This is a genomic window from Streptomyces sp. NPDC086777 (genome assembly GCF_040702065.1).
In the GTDB taxonomy this organism is placed as follows: Bacteria; Actinomycetota; Actinomycetes; order Streptomycetales; family Streptomycetaceae; genus Streptomyces.
Genome location: NZ_JBFBJI010000079.1, coordinates 1 through 18,541 on the forward strand (window position 1 = coordinate 1; position 18,541 = coordinate 18,541).

The window sequence follows — 18,541 nt, forward strand, 5'->3', positions numbered from 1 at the left end:
CGTCTTCATGCTGGCCTACCCGTACGGCGCCCCGGACATCAACTCCGGCTACGAGTGGTCCGACGCCGACGCCGGACCGCCGAACAACGGTGTCGTCAACGCCTGCTGGCAGGACGGCTGGAAGTGCCAGCACGCCTGGCCGGAGATCATCCGCATGGTCGCCTTCCGTAACGCGGTGCGCGGCACGTCGGTGACGAACTGGTGGGACGACGGCGCCGACGCGATCGCCTTCGGGCGGGGCGCCAAGGGGTACGTCGCCATCAACCACGAGACGAGCGCGCTGACCCGGACCTACCAGACGTCGCTGCCGGCCGGGACGTACTGCAACGTCCAGGCGAACACGTCGGTGACGGTCGACTCGAGCGGCCGGTTCACCGCCACCCTGGGCTCGAACACCGCCCTCGCGATCTACGCCGGGAAGTCCGCCTGCTGAGGATCCATCCGCTGGGTGCCGATCACCGACAGCAGTCGCAGCGCCTCCTCGGACCGTGAGCCCGGGGCCGCGGTGTAGATCACGACCTGCTGGTCCCGGTCCGTGATGTCGAGGGCGTCGCAGTTCACGGTGACCGGGCCCACCACCGGGTGCCGGAACGTCTTGACCAGGGTGGGCTCGGCGGACACGTCGTGCGACTCCCACAGCCGCCCGAACTCCTCGCTCCCGGCGAGGAGTTCGGCCACCAGCCCGGTCACCTCGGGCGAGTCGGGGTACCGGCCGGCCGCGGCCCGCAGGCGCTGCGCGGACAGCCGGGCGAAGGCGTCCACGTCCGACACCCCGTACAGCCTGCCGCCCGCCGGGCGCGGGGTGAGGAAGGCGCGGCGCATCAGGTTGCGGTCGCGCGGGGGCAGCGCGGAGAAGTCCTCCATGAGGGCGGCCGCCAGATCGTTCCAGGCCAGCACCTCGAAGGTCGCGGAGGTCACGAACGCGGCGGCCTGCGGCAGCCGGTGCAGCAGGTCGAGCAGGCTCTGCCGGACCTCGCGCGAGGGGCCGGGGGGCGGCCCCGGCGGCGCCCCGGCGAGATGGTGCAGATGCCCGCGCTCGGCGTCGGACAGCCGCAGCGCCCGCGCCAGCCCGGCCAGCACCTCACGCGACGGCCGTGGCCCCCGCGCCTGCTCAAGGCGCGTGTAGTACTCCGTCGAGATGAACGCCAGCTGCGCCACCTCCTCGCGCCGCAGCCCCGGCGTCCGGCGGCGCGGACCGCGCGGCAGCCCCACGTCGGCGGGGGAGATCCGTTCACGTCGGCTGCGCAGGAACGCCGCCAGTTCTTGCCTGTCCACGCGTCCAGTGTGCGTCGGCCGCCCGGCCCCATCCAGGTACCGCCGGTGCCTGGATGGGGCCCGCGTCCGGACGCAGCCTCGAAGCCATGGAGAACACAGCGAACACAGGCCTGCTGCACGGCAAGGTCGCCTTCATCAGCGGAGCCGGGCGCGGGATCGGCGCGGCAGCCGCCCGGCTCTTCGCCCGCGAGGGCGCCCGGGTGCTGCTGGCGGCCCGCACGGAGGACCAGCTCAAGACGGTGACCGAGGAGATCCGCGCGGCCGGCGGCACCGCGGACTACACGGTGTGCGACCTGGCCGACACGGCGAGCGTCCGTGCCGCCGTCGACCGCACGGTGGAGGTCTACGGCCGCCTGGACCTCGCCTTCAACAACGGCGCCACGATCCAGCAACCCGGTCCCCTGGACGAACTCCCCGAGGCCGACTTCGACCACATCACCGGCGTCAACCTCAAGAGCGTCTGGCTCGCCATGTCCGAGGAGGTCAGGGCCATCCGGGCCACCGCCTCCGGCGGCGCCATCGTCAACAACTCGTCCGTTGGCAGCCTGGGCGCCAACCCGGTGCTCCCGGTCTACGGCGCCCTGAAACGAGCCGTCAACAGCCTCACCGAGTCGGCCGCCGTGACCTACGGCCCCGAGGGCATCCGCGTCAACGCGATCGCCCCCGGCGGCACCCTCACGGAGATGGTCCGCGCCTGGGAGGAGGCGACCCCCGGCGTCATCGACCGCATGCGGTCCACGACCCCCCTCGGCCGCACCGCCGACCCCGTCGAGATCGCCGAGGCCGCCGCCTGGCTCCTCAGCGACCGCGCGTCCTACGTGACGGGCACGGTCCTGCGGGTGGACGGCGGGGCGCGGCTCTGAGCAGGGCCGGCGAAGCGCCCCGTGAGGGGCGCCGGGGGTCCCCCGGCCTCGGGCTGGGGGAGGAACCGCGCGACCAGCCACGACGGCGCCGCAGCCGGAAGACGGCCTGTTCCGGCGGCTCAGTCGCTGACGTTGATGTGCCTGGCCAGCGCGGTCACGGAGAGGTCGGCGTGGTCGACCCACTGGGGGAACGCCAGCGTCTTGTGCTTGGTCGAGGCGGGCGGCGTGATCTCCAGGTAGGAGGCGTGCACCGCGCCCGAGGTGCCGGTGTTGGCGTGGGTCCAGGCGACGACGGCCTCGGCGCTCTGGCCGTCCTTGAGGACGAGGGTCTTCCTGCCCGGGTCCTTGGCGTACCAGGTGTTGCCCCAGTGCGTGTGGGTCGTGATCGCCTTGTGCGCGGCGTTCTCCAGGCCCAGGCCGGGGTAGCCGCGCAGCGCACAGGTCCTGCCGCTGAGGTTGCGCAGCGTGATGACGACACCCTGGTGGTTCATGCCGCCGGCGAGCTGCCTGCCGAAGGTGGCCTTCAGCGCGGCGGCGGAGCAGGTGGGCGTGGCCTTGGCGGTGCTCGGGGTCGCGGCCTCGGCGGTGCCGGCCCAGGCGAGTCCCAGGGCGGCGACGGCCCCGGCGGCGAGCACCGTACGGCCGATCCTGCGGTCGGTACGGTGCCGGGTCGTGGTGGACGGATCGGTGGTCTTCCGGTGTGCGTTCACGGTGACAGTGCTCCACTCGCGCTCTGAGGCGCGGGCCGCGGCATGCGGCCCGCGCCGTCTTCGTGTGCCGTGCACAAGGTCAGATGCGCGGTTCTCCGGATTTGTTCACGGACACCGACAGGAGATTTCCGTACCTTTCCGCGATCGCTCGACTACTTCCAGGTGTCGTTCGTCGTGTAGCCGGAGGACGTACCCGTTGTGTACGACCGGTTCGTGCCCGACTCCCAGGTCACGTTCCCGGCGCCGTCCTTCTTGACGTACTTGTAGGTGAAGGCCGTGCTCTTCGGGACGATCACCAGCTTGCTCCACGTCGGGTACGACTCCGGCGACAGCGGGATCGCGTCGCCGGTGTTCCAGGAGCCGAGGGCGGCGAGGGAACCGACGACGTAGACGTCGGTGCCGTAGGCGGTGGTGGCGTACTCGTCGAAGGTGACGTCGGTGGCGTCGGCGTTCGCCACGTTCCAGGAGTTGTCCAGGGTGAGCGCCGAGGTGGTGGTCGCGGCCGACCTGTTGGCGTTGGACTCCCAGGTGACGTTCCCGGACGCGTCCTTCTTCACGTACTTGTACGTGAACGACGTGTTGACCGGCACGTTCACCGCGCCCGACCAGATCGGGTATCCGGAGGACGAGAGCCGGATCGCCTTCGATGTGTCCCAGCCGCCCAGGGCGTCGACGGAGCCGACGACGTAGACGCCGGTGCCGGTGGTGGTGGACGCGTACTCGTTGAAGGTCGCGGTCACCGTGGAGGTGGAGCCGCCGCCGCTGCCGCCGTCGCAGCCGACCGTGCAGGTGTAGGAGGAGTTGAAGAAGGCGACGGCGTCCTTCGCGGGGATCGTGATGCTCGCGCTGCCGCCGGAGACGGTGACGGTGGTGGCGCCGCCGTCGACGACGTCGGAGTACGTGCCGTCGGCCATGCCCGTCGCGAAGGTGTAGGTGGCCGACGACGAGCCGTTGTTGACGGCGAAGAAGCCGGCGCCGCTGCGGCCGAAGCCGATGACGTTCGACGACATGGTCTGCCAGTCGGAGACGGCCGCGCTGCCGGCCGCGTTGTGCCAGGCGACCATGCCGACGACGGCGGTGTCGCGGTCGAGGCAGTTCCAGCCGTTGGAGCAGTCCGTGTCGGTGACGAAGCCGGACGAGTTCGGCGGCGCCTGGTCGCTCTGGGTCCACTGCCAGCTGGAGTAGATGGTCGGTGTCGACCACTTGTAGGCCAGCTCGAAGAGGTTGGCGAGCCGGTAGCTGTCGCCGTCCTTGTAGCTCATGTCCAGGCCGTTGCGCTCGGTGTCGTGGTTGGTCACGAAGGACACCGAGTCGGCGGCCGGCAGGATGCCGCTGCCGGAGAGGGAGGAGAGGTCGCTGACGTTGCCCTGGAAGGCCGACTTCATCCTGCTCGCGTACGTGAAGTCGAGAACGTCACCGGAGCCGTAGTAGTCGCTGGGCTGCGGGGTGGAACCCGGGTAGACCTCGTCGAAGACGTACGGTGCCGCGCCGGACGTGGTGGTGTTCAGCTTGGCGACGATGGCCGCCAGGTCGGTGGCCGGGATGTGCTTGGCCGAGTCCACCCGGAAGCCGTCGACGCCCAGCGCGATCTGCTTGTTGAGGAAGGCGGCGAGGCCCGAACGGACGTTGTCGGCGCCGGTCCTGAGGTCGGGCAGGCCCAGCAGTTCGCAGTTCTGGACCTGGGTGAGGTTCGAGTAGTCCTGGATGGTCAGGTCGGAGGTGGGGCAGTCGGCGGAGGTGTGGTAGTCGCCCGGGTCCCAGTCCGGGGTGTCGTACTTGTTGGTGATCGTGGTGCCGTCGTAGCCGGTCCCGGTCTGCGCGGCCGTGTGGTTGACGACCGCGTCGGTGTAGACCTTCACGCCCGCGCTGTGGCAGGCGGTGACCATCGCGGCGAACTGCGTCGCCGTTCCGAAGCGGCTGTTCAGGGTGTACGAGTAGGGCTGGTAGACGTCCCACCAGTAGTAGCTGGACTGCTTGAGGGATTCGGACGGCGGGGCGACCTGCACCGCGCCGTACCCGGCCGGGCCGAGCACGTTCGTGCACTCGGACGCGATCGAGTTCCAGTTCCATTCCCAGAGGTTGGCGATCACGTCGCCCTCGGTGGTGGTGTCCGCCTGCGCGGCGGTGGCCGGCAGGGCGACGACGCCCGCGAGTGCCAGGGCGCCCGCGGCAATCGCGACGGCCGTGCGTCTGAAGACACCCGGGGGTCGGTGTCCGGTCATGTGCGGCTCCCAAACAAGAGGGACAGGCTTCAACAACCCCGGAGCGTGGGCCAGTTGAGACATCGCGTCAATACGCCTCGTGAAAGTTCTTGCTGTGAGTTTCAAGCCTCTTGCTGTAAACCTTTCGTTAGCGGTACGGTCGCGCGGGGTCGGACCCAAGAGAGCCGCTATCGCTAGGAGTTCATGCCGGTGATACATGTCAGACGGGTCGCGGCCGTCGCCGTCGCCGCCCTCGCCGCCGCGCTCGTGCAGCCGGTCGCCGCACACGCCGCCGCCCCGCCCGCCCCGCCCTCCGACGCGAAGCTCGCCGCCGCGCCCGCCCGGCACGACGACACCCGCGAGCAGTTCTACTTCGTCATGCCGGACCGTTTCGCCAACGGGGACAGGAAGAACGACAAGGGCGGCCTCACCGGCTCCCGCCTCTCCACTGGCTACGACCCCACCGACAAGGGCTTCTACCAGGGCGGTGACCTCAAGGGCCTGACCCAGCGGCTCGACTACATCAAGGGGCTCGGTACCACCGCCATCTGGATGGCCCCGATCTTCAAGAACAAGCCCGTGCAGGGAACGGGGAGCAACGCCTCGGCCGGCTACCACGGTTACTGGATCACCGACTTCACCCAGGTGGACCCGCACTTCGGGACCAACAAGGACCTTCAGACCCTCATCTCCAAGGCGCACGCCAAGGGCATGAAGGTCTTCTTCGACGTCATCACCAACCACACCGCCGACGTCGTCGACTACGCGGAGAAGTCCTACGACTACCTCTCCAAGGGCGCCTTCCCCTACCTGACCAAGGACGGGCAGCCCTTCGACGACGCCGACTACGCGGCCGGGAAGAAGAAATTCCCGGCCGTCTCCACCGCCTCCTTCCCGCGCACCCCGACCGTCGGCGACACGTCGAAGGTGCCGTCGTGGCTCAACGACCCGACGATGTACCACAACCGGGGCGACTCGACGTTCGCCGGCGAGTCCGCGACCTACGGGGACTTCTCCGGCCTGGACGACCTGTGGACCGAGCGGCCCGAGGTCGTCAGCGGCATGGAGAAGATCTACGAGCGGTGGGTGAAGGACTTCGCCATCGACGGCTTCCGGATCGACACCGTCAAGAACGTCGACATGGAGTTCTGGACCCAGTGGGCGACCGCGCTGGACACCTACGCGGCGCAGCACGGCCGTAGGAACTTCTTCATGTTCGGCGAGACGTACTCCGCCGACACGTCCGTCACCTCGCCGTACGTGACCCAGGGCCGTCTCGACGCCACCCTCGACTTCCCCTTCCAGGACGCGGCCCGCTCCTACGCCTCCCAGGGCGGCAGCGCGCAGAAGCTCGCGAGCGTCTTCGGCGACGACTACAAGTACACGACCGACAAGGCGAACGCCTACGAGCAGGTCACCTTCCTCGGCAACCACGACATGGGCCGGATCGGGTACTTCCTGGAGCAGGACAACCCGAAGGCCACGGACGCTCAGCTGCTGGCCAAGGACAGGCTCGCCAACGAGGTGATGTTCCTCAGCCGCGGCAACCCGGTCGTCTACTACGGCGACGAGCAGGGCTTCACCGGCTCCGGCGGCGACAAGGACGCCCGGCAGACCATGTTCGCGTCCAAGGTCGCCGACTACCTGGACGACGACGAGATCGGCACCGACCGGACCGCCGCCGACGACTCCTACGACACGAGCGCACCGCTCTACCGGCAGATCAGTGCCCTCGGCAAGCTCCGCAGGGACAACCCCGCCCTCGCCGACGGCGTCCAGACCGAGCGCTACGCGGCCGACGGCGCCGGCGTCTACGCGTTCACCCGGACGGACGCCAAGACCGGCCAGGAGTACGTCGTCGCCTTCAACAACGCCGGCACGGCCGAGCAGGCCACCTTCGCCACCGGCTCCGCCGGCATGCGCTACCGGGCGCTCTACGGCACCGACGGCACCCTCGCCTCCGACGGCTCGGCGAAGCTGACCGTCACCGTCCCCGCCGAGTCCGCCGTCGTCTACAAGGCGGCCGGCGCCCTCGCCAGGCCCGCCACCGCCCCCACGATCACCCTCCGGGCCCCGGCCGCCGGCGCCACCGGCACCGTGGACCTCACCGCGGACGTCACCGGCGGACAGCTCAACCGCGTCGTCTTCGCGGCCCAGGTCGGCAACGGCAGGTGGACCACCCTCGGCTCCGCCGACCACGCCCCCTACGAGGTCACCCAGACCCTCGGCAAGGACGTCCCGGCCGGCACCGCCCTGCGCTACAAGGCGGTCGTCGTCGACTCTGCCGGGCACACCGGCAGCGCGCTCGCCGAGAGCGCCTCCGGCACCCCGCCCGCCGCCGAGACGCCCACCGCCTCCTCCCGCGACTACGCGGTCGTCCACTACAAGCGAACCGACGGCGACTACGGCGACTGGAGCCTGTACGCCTGGGGCGACCTCGCCGACGGCGAGGCGACCACCTGGCCCGCCGGGCACCCCTTCACCGGCCGGGACGCGTACGGCGCCTTCGCCTACGTCAAGCTGAAGCCCGGCGCCACGAACGTCGGCTTCCTCGTCGTCGACAAGGACGGCGACAAGGACGTCTCCGCCGACCGCTCCATCGACGTCACCAGGACGGGCGAGGTGTGGATCGAGCAGGGGAAGGCGGACGTCCTCACGACGAGACCGGCCGATGCCTACCCCGCGCAGGACACCACCAAGGCGGTCATCCACTACCACCGTGCCGACGGCGACTACGACGGCTGGGGCCTGCACGTCTGGACGGGCGCCGCGGACCCCACCGACTGGTCGAGCCCCCTGAAGCCGGTGAAGACCGACGCCTATGGCGCGGTCTTCGAGGTACCGCTCGCCGAGGGTGCCACCAGCCTCAGCTACATCATCCACAAGGGCGACGAGAAGGATCTCTCCGCCGACCAGTCACTCGACCTCAAGTCCAACGGCTACGAGGTGTGGCTGTTGAACGGCCAGGAGAAGTACCTGCTCCCGCAGCCCGCCGGCAGCGCGGCCGCGCTCGACCTGGCCACCTCCAAGGCGGTCTGGATCGACCGGGACACGGTCGCCTGGGACGGCGTCGACGGCGCGGTCTCCACCCAGCTGGTGTACTCCCACGACGGTTCGATCGCCGTCAAGGACGGGACCCTGACCAGCGACGACGAGCGGTGGCTGCGACTGACCAGGACCACCCTCACCGACGCGCAGAAGGCGAGGTTCCCGTACCTGAAGGACTACACCGCCTGGTCGGTCGACCCGCGCGACCGCGGCCGGGTGCGCGAGGCGCTCGGCGGACAGCTCGTCGCCTCCCAGCGGGCCGCGAACGGTGCGGTACTGGCCGCGACCGGCGTACAGATCGCCGGGGTGCTCGACGACGTGTACGCCAGGGCGACGACGGCGGACCTCGGCCCGGTCTTCCACCACGGCAGGCCCACGCTCTCCGTCTGGGCGCCGACCGCGCAGAGCGTCGCCCTCGAACTCGACGGCTCGCTCAGGACGATGCACCGCGACCCCGGCACCGGCGTCTGGTCCGTCACCGGCCCCGCGTCCTGGAAGAACAAGCCCTACCGGTACGTCGTGAAGGTCTGGGCGCCCAGCGTCCGGAAGGTCGTCACCAACAAGGTCACCGACCCCTACTCGGTCGCCCTCACCGCCGACTCCGGACGCAGCCTCGTCGTCGACCTCAACGACAGGTCCCTGGCTCCGGGCGGCTGGTCGACGTACAGCAAGCCCAAGGCCGTACCGATGAAGGACGCACAGATCCAGGAGCTGCACGTCCGGGACTTCTCGGTGGCCGACGCCACGGTCCCGGCCGCCGACCGGGGCACGTACCTCGCGTTCACCGACAGGAACAGCGACGGCTCCAAGCACCTCAGGGCCCTCGCCGAGGCCGGGACTTCGTACGTCCATCTGCTCCCGGTGTTCGACTTCGCGACCGTGCCGGAGAAGAAGGCCGACCAGGCGAGCCCCGACTGCGATCTCGCCTCCTACCCGGCCGACTCCGACCAGCAGCAGGCCTGCGTCTCCGCGGCGGCCGCGAAGGACGCCTACAACTGGGGTTACGACCCGTACCACTTCACGGTCCCCGAGGGCTCCTACGCCACCGATCCGGACGGCACCGCGCGTACCGTGCAGTTCCGGAAGATGGTCAAGTCCCTGAACCAGGACGGGCTGCGGGTCGTCATGGACGTCGTCTACAACCACACCGCGGCCGCCGGTGAGGCGGACACCAGCGTCCTCGACCGGATCGTGCCCGGCTACTACCAGCGGCTGCTCGCCGACGGCAGCGTCGCCAACAGCACCTGCTGCGCCAACACCGCGCCCGAGAACGCCATGATGGGCAAGCTGGTGGTGGACTCGATCGTCACCTGGGCGAAGGAGTACAAGGTCGACGGGTTCCGCTTCGACCTGATGGGACACCACCCGAAGGCCAACATCCTGGCCGTGCGCAAGGCACTCGACGCGCTGACCCCGAAGAAAGACGGCGTCGACGGCAAGAAGATCATCCTGTACGGCGAGGGCTGGAACTTCGGCGAGGTCGCCAACGACGCCCGGTTCGTGCAGGCCACGCAGCAGAACATGGCCGGCACCGGCATCGCCACCTTCTCCGACCGGGCCCGGGACGCCGTACGCGGCGGCAGCCCCTTCGACGACGACCCCGGCATCCAGGGCTTCGCCTCCGGCCTCTACACCGACCCCAACTCCTCCACCGCCAACGGCACCGAGGCCGAGCAGAAGGCCCGGCTGCTGCACTACCAGGACCTGATCAAGGTCGGGCTGACCGGAAACCTCGCCACGTACCGGTTCACCGACAGCGACGGCAAGGAGGTCACCGGCGCCGGGATCGACTACAACGGCTCGCCCGCCGGATACGCAGACGCACCCGGCGACGCCCTCGCCTATGTCGACGCGCACGACAACGAGTCGCTGTTCGACGCGCTGACCTACAAGCTGCCGGCCGGCACCTCCGCGTCCGACCGGGCCCGGATGCAGGTCCTGGCGATGGCCACGGCCGCCCTGTCGCAGGGGCCCTCGCTCTCCCAGGCCGGCACCGACCTGCTGCGCTCCAAGTCCCTGGACCGCAACTCCTTCGACAGCGGCGACTGGTTCAACGCCGTCCACTGGAACTGCGCCGACGGCAACGGCTTCGGCCGCGGGCTCCCGACGGCCGCCGACAACCAGTCCAAGTGGTCCTGGGCCAGGCCGCTGCTGACCTCGGTGAAGGTCGGCTGCCCGCAGATCGACGGGGCCTCGGCCGCCTACCGGGACCTGCTGCGGATCCGTACGACCGACAGGGCGTTCTCGCTGGGCACGGCCGCGCGGGTGCAGTCGCAGCTCTCCTTCCCGCTGTCCGGGACGGACGAGACGCCCGGGGTGATCACCATGGAACTGGGTGACCTGGTCGTCGTGTTCAACGCGAGCCCCGAGCGGCAGGAGCAGCGGGTGGGCACCCTGGCCGGAACCGGTTACCGGCTGCACCCGGTGCAGGCCTCGGGCACGGACTCCGTCGTCAAGTCGGCTTCGTACCAGCGGGAAACGGGTACGTTCGAGGTTCCGGGCCGCACGGTGGCGGTGTTCTCCCGGACCAAGTGACCGTGGCCTCAAGTCGGTGGGGCGGGCCCGGGACCGGGTTCCGCCCCACCGGCGTTGTCCAGGGGCTGGGAGTATGGACGTCAACGGCAAGCTGACAGACGCGATCGTGCTGGTCGTCGACGACACCGCCGCGAACCGGTACGCGATCGGCACCGTGCTGCGCCGGGCCGGCCACGAGGTCGTCGCGGTGACCGGCGGCCGTGAGGCGCTCGGCGAGCTCGACGTACGGCGGCGCAAGGGCCGCCTGCCCGACGTGGCCCTCATCGACGTGCACCTGCCGGACATGAGCGGCTTCGAGCTGTGCCGCCGGCTCAGGGAGCGGCCGCACATGGCCGGGCTGCCCGTCGTGCACTTCTCCGCCGCGCTCTCCGCCCTGCCCGAAGACCGCTGCCCGGGGCTGGAGGCGGGGGCCGAGGCCTTTCTGACGATGCCCGCCGAGCCGGCGGACATCGAGGCCGCGGTCCGGTCCGCGGTCCGCGCCGCCCGGCTGCGCGCCGACGACCAGGCGCTGGTACGACGGCTGCGGCTGCTGTCGGAGACCATCGTCACCATCCAGGCGGCCCGGTCGCTGCACGAACTCGCCGACGCCGCGGCGGACGGCGCCGCCCGGCTCCTCGGCTGCCCCGCCGCCGTCTTCGTCCTCGACCAGGACGACGAGCTGTACCGGGGCCTGTACCGGGAGCGCACCTCCCTCGTGCTGCCCGGCGAGGACGCCCACCGGACCGTGCGCGACCTGCTGCGCCGGCTCACCCGGGGGCAGTCCGGGGTGCGGATCACCACTGTGGAGTCGCCGCTGTGGCCCGCCGGGTTCTTCCGGCCCGGGGTGCAGCACGACGCCCGGCTGGCGCTGGTCCTCACCCAGGACGGCAAGGCACCGGTCTGTCTGGCCACGCCCACCCGCGGCCTGCGCCGGGTCGGCCCCGAGGGCGAGGCGCTGCTGGCCCAGCTGGCCCAGGCCACCGCGCTCGCCGCCGAGCCGCTGCTCATGTACCAGGTGGAGCGGCACGTCGCGCTCACCCTCCAGCACAGCTTCCTGCCCCGCCCGCACCAGCTGCCCGACCTGCCGGGCGTCGACATAGCGGTACGGTACGAGCCCGCCTCCCAGGAGACCGAGATCGGCGGCGACTTCTACGCCGCGCTGCGGGTCGGCGACGGCGTGCTCACCGCGGTCGGGGACGTCGTGGGGCACTCGCTGGACGCGGCCACCGTCATGGTCGAGCTGCGGCACGCGCTGCGCGCCTACTGCCTCACCGAGAGCGACCCGGCCGCCCTCGCCGAACGGCTCGACAAGCTGCTCCAGCACTACCACGCCGAGGTCACGGCCACCGTCTGCCTCGCCCTGATCGATCCGCGCACCGGGCGCACCCGGATCGCCAACGCCGGGCACATCCCGCCGCTGATACTGGGCGAGGACGGCAGCGCGGAGTACGTCAAAGCGTCCGGTCCGCTGCTCGGGGTGGGCCTGCCGCACCCGCCGCCCACCGAGGTGGTCCTCGCGCCGACGGACCGGCTCCTCATGGTCACCGACGGCCTCGTCGAGACCCGCGGCACCGACCTCGCGGTCTCCATGGAGCACCTCAGGGCCGCCGCCGGCGGCGCCCTGCCCGGCCTCGAGGCCCTGTGCGACACCCTGCTGGCCTGCTTCGGCCGGGACCGCGAGGACGACATCGCACTGCTCGCGCTGAGCCTGTCCAACTAGCGGCCGTCTCGCCGCCGACAGCCGCCCGCGGCGCCCCGCCGGCATTCCCCCCGGCATTCGTCGGGGCCCGCCAACGTGCCTTGTGCGCACCGGATGTGAGGTGGCGGGTCGCCGCAGGCCGGCGGCCGGCACGACGGAATCGGGCAGAACCGGGCGCAAGCGAGCGGATTCGAAAAGCAGGCGGGAAACGGCACGGGATATTCCGCGGCGATTGCGTTCGCTATGGCCATGGCTGTCACTACTCGTGCTCGATTCGCCGCTAGATCGAATTCATGGGACGGCGGCCAATGGGGGCGTATACGGACCTCCTTGCCGTCCTGTGCGCGGGATTCGCTGGGAGAGTTGAGGTCGGCGGGCAGCCATGGGTCCCCTGAATCTCTCCCTATCACCGCGATTTGATTCAGAGTTAATTGGTGCACACGGTTTCTTTTTCTCGGGTGCGGGCCGAGATGCCGTCGAACGCGTGGATTATTTTCCGGAACGCCGACATTCATACGCCTCCGTTCGCGCCGGACTGCGCCGTCCATTGCCGGTGCAACACCGTGCGCTCACTGAATCAAGTGACGTCCGGCAGGCGGCTGTTGTACGTTTCTTCTCGCCGAAGAGAAATTCCAACCAGCGGTTCTCGCCGGTGAGAGGGACACGTATGACGAGCCATGCAACCGGAGTCGATCTCGGAATTCTACTCAGCCGCGCGTTACAGACCACAGGTGCCGGCGCGCGTTGGACGACCGACGCGGACGAGATGTGGTGCCGCCTCACACACCAGTCCGGCATGCGACGTCGGCAGGGCTGGAAATTGCATGTGTCGGCGACGGCCGCCTCCGCGCCGGAAGTGCTCGAGAAGGCGCTGGACGTGCTGTTGCGCGAGGAATCGGGATTCAAGTTCGTCCGGTCGCTCGAACAGGTGGGCGCGCTCAATTCCCGTGCCACGCCACGAGGAAGCTCGGGCAAGTTCATCACCGTGTACCCGTCCTCCGACGCCGATGCCGCACGACTGGCGCTGGCGCTGCACGAGGCCACGGCGGGACTGGCCGGCCCCCGGATCCTGTCCGACCAGCCATATGCCCCCAACAGCCTGGTGCACTACCGCTACGGTGCCTTCGTCGGCCGGCGGCGGCTTTCGGAACAGGGCCTGCTGGTGTGGTTCATCGAGGACCCCGACGGCAATCCCGTGGAGGACAAACGCACGGGGCGGTATTCCCCGCCCCCCTGGGCGGTCAGCCCCTTTCCCGCCCCGGTGCCACTGCCACCGCGAAAGGAGAGGACGGCACCCGGCCCGGTGCTGCTCGGCGGCCGCTTCTCGGTACGGGAGGCGATCCGGCACACCAACAAGGGCGGTGTCTACCGGGGCACCGACGTCACCACGGGCGCACCCGTGGTGATCAAGGAGGCCCGGCCGCACGTCGAGGGCGACGCCGCCGGCTCCGACGTCCGTGACTGGCTGCGGGCCGAGGCGAGGACGCTGGAGAAGCTCAAGGGCACGGGGCTCGCGCCGGAGCCGCTCGCGATGTTCGAGACGGGCGGGCACCTGTTCCTCGCCCAGGAGGAAGTGCCGGGCGTACCCCTGCGCACCTGGGTCGCCGAACGCTTCCGCGACGTCGGCGGCGAACGCTACCGGGCGGACGCGCTCGCCCAGGCCGGGCGCCTGGTGGAACTGGTCGCGGCGGCCCATGCCCACGGCTGCGTCCTCCGCGACTTCACCCCCGGCAACGTCATGGTCCGCCCCGACGGCGAACTGCGCCTCATCGACCTGGAGCTCGCCGTCCTCGAGGACGACGTCCCGCTCCCGACCCGGGTCGGGACCCCGGGCTTCAGCGCCCCCGAGCGGCTGGCGGACGCCCCGGTCTCCCCGACGGCCGACTACTACAGCCTCGGCGCCACCGTGTGCTTCGTGCTCGCCGGGAAGGTACCGAACCTGCTGCCCGAGGAACCGGCCGCCAGGACCGCCGAGCAGCGGTTCGCCGAGTGGCTCGCCGCCTGCGACGAAACGTTGCGGCTTCCGGACGGCCTGCGCGAGATGATCCTCGAACTGACGAAGGACGGGCCGGGCGACCGCTGGGATCCCGCCAGGGCGCGTACGGCGCTGCGCGGCGCGGACCCGGCGCGGCCGGGGCGGACCACCGCCGGGCCGCCCCGAACGGCCGGTCCGGCCGGTCCGGATGATCCGGACACGGGGCCGCAGGCCGCGGTCACCGGGATGGTGGACCACCTCGTCGATTCGATGACCCCGCACGACGACCGGCGGCTGTGGCCCGTGTCCACCATGGCCGGGGAGACCGACCCCTGCACCGTGCAGCAGGGCGCGGCAGGCGTACTGGCGGTCCTGACACGGTACTTCGAGCTCACCGGCGACCCCCGCCTGCCGGACCTGATCTCCACCGCGGGCAGCTGGATCGTCGCCCGTACCGACACCCGCTCCATCCGGCCGGGCCTGCACTTCGGCGGCCGCGGGATCGCCTGGGCGCTGTACGACGCGGGACGGGTGGTCGCCGACCGCACGCTCACCAACCACGCGCTCGCCCTGGCACTGGCACCGCTGGAACCGACGCCCAGTCACGACATCACCCACGGCGGCGCGGGCAGCGGACTCGCCGCCGCCCACCTGTGGCGCCGTACCGGCGACCCGCGCCTGGCCGAACTGGTCGTCGACGCGGCCGACCGGCTGGCCGCCGCCGCACAGCCCGAACCGTCCGGAGTGAGCTGGCCCGTCCCCGCGGAAGCCGTCTCCGAGGAGGCCGGCAAACGCTACCTGGGCTTCGCGCACGGAACGGCCGGCATCGGCAGCTTCCTCCTCACCGCCGCCGCCGTCTCCGGCCGGCCGGAACACCTGGAGCTGGCCGTCGCGGCGGGAGAGCACCTGGTGGCCAACGCCGTGCTGGTCGGCCGGGCGGCCCAGTGGCCGGCCCAGGCCACGGACCCGCCCACGGCACCGTACTGGTGCCACGGTTCGGCGGGCATCGGCTCCTTCCTGGTCCGGCTCTGGCAGCGGACCGGGGACAAACGATTCGGCGATCTCGCCCGCGGCGCCGTGCACGCCGTCGTGGAACGCGCCTCCCGGGCCGCCCTCACCCAGTGCCACGGGCTGGCGGGCAACGGCGACTTCCTCCTCGACATGGCCGACGCCACCGGGGAGCCCGCCTACCGGGCGATGGCCGCGGACCTGGCCCGCCTCATCGTCTCCGAACGCGCCCACCGCGCGGCCCACGTCGTCTTCCCCAACGAGTACGGGGACGTCTCGACGAGCTGGAGCGACGGGTCCGCGGGAATCCTGGCGTTCCTCCTGAGGACCCGCCACACCGACTCCCGGCACTGGACTGTCCAGCAGCCGGGCTGAGCGGCAGGAAAACCCCCCTGCCGCTAACCGCTCACAGAAGGAGAATGTCATGGAGAACCAGGCCCTTGAGCTGCTGGCCGAACTGCACGCCCTTCCGGAGACCGACCCGGTCGACTTCGACGGCGCGTCGTACTCCGGGACCTGCGCGTGCGTCGGCCTGCTGACGCTGCTCAACACGGTCTGCGTCGGCATCAGCTGCGCGTAGCCGAGAACCTCCGGCCGGTGGCCGCCCTCGGGCGGCCACCGGCCGGAGCCGGGGCCGCTGCGGACGGCAGGCCCGCGGAAGACACCCCCGTGGACGAGGACCCGACCATGCAGCCACCCGCCGGTGACGACGCCCGCACCAGGACGCCCACGCCGACCGCCGCCGAGCCGAGCCCGCACCCGGACACCGCGCCGCGCGCGGCCCGGCGCGCGTACGCCATCAGCACGCGCGGCCTGGTCAAGAGCTACCCGGGCCCGGACGGAACCACCACCCACGCCGTTCGCGGCCTGGACCTGGACGTGTTCGAGGGCGAGACCTTCGCGTTCCTCGGCCCCAACGGGGCGGGGAAGTCCACCACCCTCGCCCTGCTGTGCGCGCTGGCCCGCCCCACCGCCGGACACGCCACGGTGGCGGGCGCCGACGTGCTCGGCCGGCCGGACCGGGTACGCGCGGCGGTCGGGATGCTCTTCCAGCACAGCGCCCTGGACCCGGACCTGACGGCCGAACAGAACCTGCACATCCACGCCCGCCTCTACGGACTGCGCCGGCGCCACGCCCGCCTGCGTGTCACCGAGATGCTCGACACGGTCGGACTGGCCGACCGGCGGCGTTCCCCGGTCCGCACCCTGTCCGGCGGCATGCGCCGCCGTCTGGAACTCGCCCGCGGCCTGCTGCACGCCCCTCGGGTGCTCTTCCTCGACGAGCCGACCACCGGACTCGACCCGCACGCCCGCGCCCAGGTCTGGGAGCACCTGCGGCTGCTGCGCGACCGGTACGGCTGCACCGTCTTCGTCACCACCCACTACCTGGAGGAGGCGGAGAACTGCGACCGCCTCGGCATCATCGACCACGGCCGGCTGGTGGCCCGGGGCACGCCCCTCGGGCTCAAGGCCGCGATCGGGGACGACCGGGTGGTGCTGCGCACCGACGACGACGCCTCGGCACGACGGGTCGTGGGCCGGACCGTGCCGCCGGGCCTCGCCGTCACCCAGGACGCCGACGGGGTGTCCCTGCGGCTGCCCGACGGCAGCGCCTGGATTCCCCGTCTGTGCGGGGCGCTGGCCGGTCAGGGCATCGCGGTGCACGCCGCGTCCGCGACGCCGCCGACGCTCGACGACGTCTTCTTCCACCACACCGGCCGCAGCATCCACGTCCCCAGCTCCCACCGGACACCGGCCGCCCCCGCGGCCGCGACCGAGGAGGCCCCGTGACCGCATCCGCCCTCCCGGCCTCGGACACCCCCGGCACCCCCGACACCCCCGTCCCCCCCGACGACCCCGGCGGCGACCGTGAGCCGGGGACCCGCCTGCGCCACGAACTGCGTGCCGTCCACGCCCTGGTCCACCGCGATCTGCTGCGCCTGTCGGCCCAGCGCGTCCACACCGCGCTGATGCTGCTGCAGCCGGTGCTCTACCTCTTCGTCCTGGGGGGCGGGCTGGCCGCCCTGGTCCCTGACTCCTCGCTGGGCGTCGGCTACCAGGCCTATCTCTTCCCGGGCATGCTGATCATGACGGTGCAGGCGCCGGCCATCGTCGTCGGTATCCGCCTGATCACCGACCGGCAGAGCGGATACCTGCGCGAACTCCTGATGGCCCCGGTCAGCCGGCCCACCCTCCTCCTCGGCAGCTGCGCCGGCGGCACCCTCGTCTCGACGGTCCAGGGCGCCGTCCTGCTCGGCCTGGCCGGCACCGTCGGCCTGCCCTACGACCCGCTTCTGCTGACACTGCTCCTCGCCGCCCTGGTCCTGGCCTCCTTCACCATCACGGCCCTGTCCCTGCTGCTGGCCGTGAGCCTGGAGCGGCCCGAGATCTTCCAGATGCTGCTGGGCCTGGTGATGATGCCGCTGCTGTTCCTCTCCGGCGGCTTCTTCCCGACGGCGAACCTGCCGGGCTGGGTCCGCACGCTGGTCGCCCTCGATCCGCTCGCCTACGGAGTGGACCTGCTCCGCCGCTGCATCGCGGCACGGGTACCGGGCCGGGCGACCACCGCCGGCATCGAGTGGTTCGGCCGGCAGCCTCCCGTGCTCCTGGAGGGCGCCCTCCTGCTGGCGGGCGGGGTCCTCGCCCTGCTCTGGGCGGCCCGCCGCTTCGGCCGCCCCGAATGAGACCTAGGCTGGGCCCAGTCGCCGCAGAACAGGAGTCCTCATGCCGCAGATCACCGTCGACTACACCGCCACCGCGGGCCCCGCCTTCGACCGGCAAGGTTTCGCCGCGGCCCTGCACCGTGCCGTGGTCGAGATCGCGGCGGCCAAGCCCGAGGCCTGCAAGACCCTGTTCCGCGCCGCCGACGAGACCGCCTACGGCTACGACACCGACGGGGCGCACGTCATCGTCCACGTGACGTTCGGTCTGCTGGCCGGGCGCACCGACGAGACGAAGGCGAAGCTGACCGAGACGACGCTGGAGCTGCTCCGCGAGCATCTGAAGCCGGAGGCCGCCGTCCTGCACGCGTCGGCCGAGGTGCGCGACCTGGACCCGTCGTACCGGAAGTACGAGGGCTAGGTCCGCAGCCGCCGGCAGTCCTCCGACTACCGCGCCACGGGGGCTGGCCGCGCAGTTCCCCGCGCCCCTTTGGGGCACGGCCCTTTCGCGGCGGTCGGGCAACGCCCCGTCAGGGGCGCGGGGAACTGCGCGGCCAGCCACGGCGGTGCTGCACCCGCCCGCCGGCA

Annotated in this window: 12 protein-coding genes; 9 read left to right on the plus strand and 3 right to left on the minus strand. The window is 71.3% G+C overall.

Features of this window, described 5'->3' with window-relative positions:
- Positions 1–433 (plus strand): alpha amylase C-terminal domain-containing protein (locus tag AB0472_RS45460; protein ID WP_366365531.1); only part of this gene is annotated, 433 nt, incomplete at its 5' end.
- Here AB0472_RS45460 and AB0472_RS45465 read toward each other — a convergent pair.
- Positions 409–1,275, minus strand: a complete 867-nt coding sequence (locus AB0472_RS45465) for a helix-turn-helix transcriptional regulator (protein WP_366365533.1) — start codon at positions 1,273–1,275, stop codon at positions 409–411. The genes AB0472_RS45460 and AB0472_RS45465 overlap by 25 nt on opposite strands.
- An 86-nt stretch (positions 1,276–1,361) precedes the next feature.
- Here AB0472_RS45465 and AB0472_RS45470 point away from each other — a divergent pair, with 86 nt between their 5' ends.
- Entirely contained in the window at positions 1,362–2,138 is a 777-nt protein-coding gene (locus tag AB0472_RS45470; RefSeq protein WP_366365535.1) for a glucose 1-dehydrogenase, read from the plus strand.
- Between the two features lie 119 nt (positions 2,139–2,257).
- On the opposite strand, the gene AB0472_RS45475 is transcribed toward AB0472_RS45470, so the two are convergent.
- Positions 2,258–2,848, minus strand: a complete 591-nt coding sequence (locus tag AB0472_RS45475) for a DUF4232 domain-containing protein (RefSeq protein ID WP_366365537.1) — start codon at positions 2,846–2,848, stop codon at positions 2,258–2,260.
- Positions 2,849–3,000: 152 nt separating this feature from the next.
- On the minus strand, positions 3,001–5,070 hold the full coding sequence (locus AB0472_RS45480; RefSeq protein WP_366365538.1) for a carbohydrate-binding module family 20 domain-containing protein: 2,070 nt from the start codon (positions 5,068–5,070) through the stop codon (positions 3,001–3,003).
- Between the two features lie 189 nt (positions 5,071–5,259).
- On the opposite strand from AB0472_RS45480, the gene pulA reads away from it, so the two are divergent.
- The 7 genes from pulA (at position 5,260) to AB0472_RS45515 (ending at position 18,374) form a co-directional block, all read left to right on the plus strand.
- Positions 5,260–10,632: a pullulanase-type alpha-1,6-glucosidase gene (pulA, locus tag AB0472_RS45485; protein ID WP_366365539.1), complete on the plus strand. Its 5,373-nt coding sequence runs from the start codon at positions 5,260–5,262 to the stop codon at positions 10,630–10,632.
- Positions 10,633–10,705: 73 nt separating this feature from the next.
- A complete protein-coding gene (locus tag AB0472_RS45490; RefSeq protein WP_366365541.1) occupies positions 10,706–12,331 on the plus strand; it encodes a fused response regulator/phosphatase in 1,626 nt (541 codons plus the stop codon).
- A gap of 646 nt (positions 12,332–12,977) precedes the next feature.
- A complete protein-coding gene (gene lanL / locus AB0472_RS45495) occupies positions 12,978–15,668 on the plus strand; it encodes a class IV lanthionine synthetase LanL (RefSeq protein WP_366365542.1) in 2,691 nt (896 codons plus the stop codon).
- A 49-nt stretch (positions 15,669–15,717) separates the two neighbouring features.
- The gene (locus AB0472_RS45500) at positions 15,718–15,873 is read left to right on the plus strand and encodes a VenA family class IV lanthipeptide (RefSeq protein WP_362600081.1); all 156 of its coding nucleotides are present in this window, start codon (positions 15,718–15,720) and stop codon (positions 15,871–15,873) included.
- Positions 15,874–15,980: 107 nt separating this feature from the next.
- Complete coding sequence (locus tag AB0472_RS45505) at positions 15,981–17,084, plus strand: ATP-binding cassette domain-containing protein (protein WP_366365544.1); 1,104 nt, start codon at positions 15,981–15,983, stop codon at positions 17,082–17,084.
- A gap of 95 nt (positions 17,085–17,179) precedes the next feature.
- Entirely contained in the window at positions 17,180–17,977 is a 798-nt protein-coding gene (locus tag AB0472_RS45510; RefSeq protein ID WP_366365547.1) for an ABC transporter permease, read from the plus strand.
- A 40-nt stretch (positions 17,978–18,017) separates the two neighbouring features.
- The gene (locus AB0472_RS45515) at positions 18,018–18,374 is read left to right on the plus strand and encodes an isomerase (RefSeq protein WP_366365545.1); all 357 of its coding nucleotides are present in this window, start codon (positions 18,018–18,020) and stop codon (positions 18,372–18,374) included.
- The last annotated feature ends 167 nt before the right edge of the window (positions 18,375–18,541 follow it).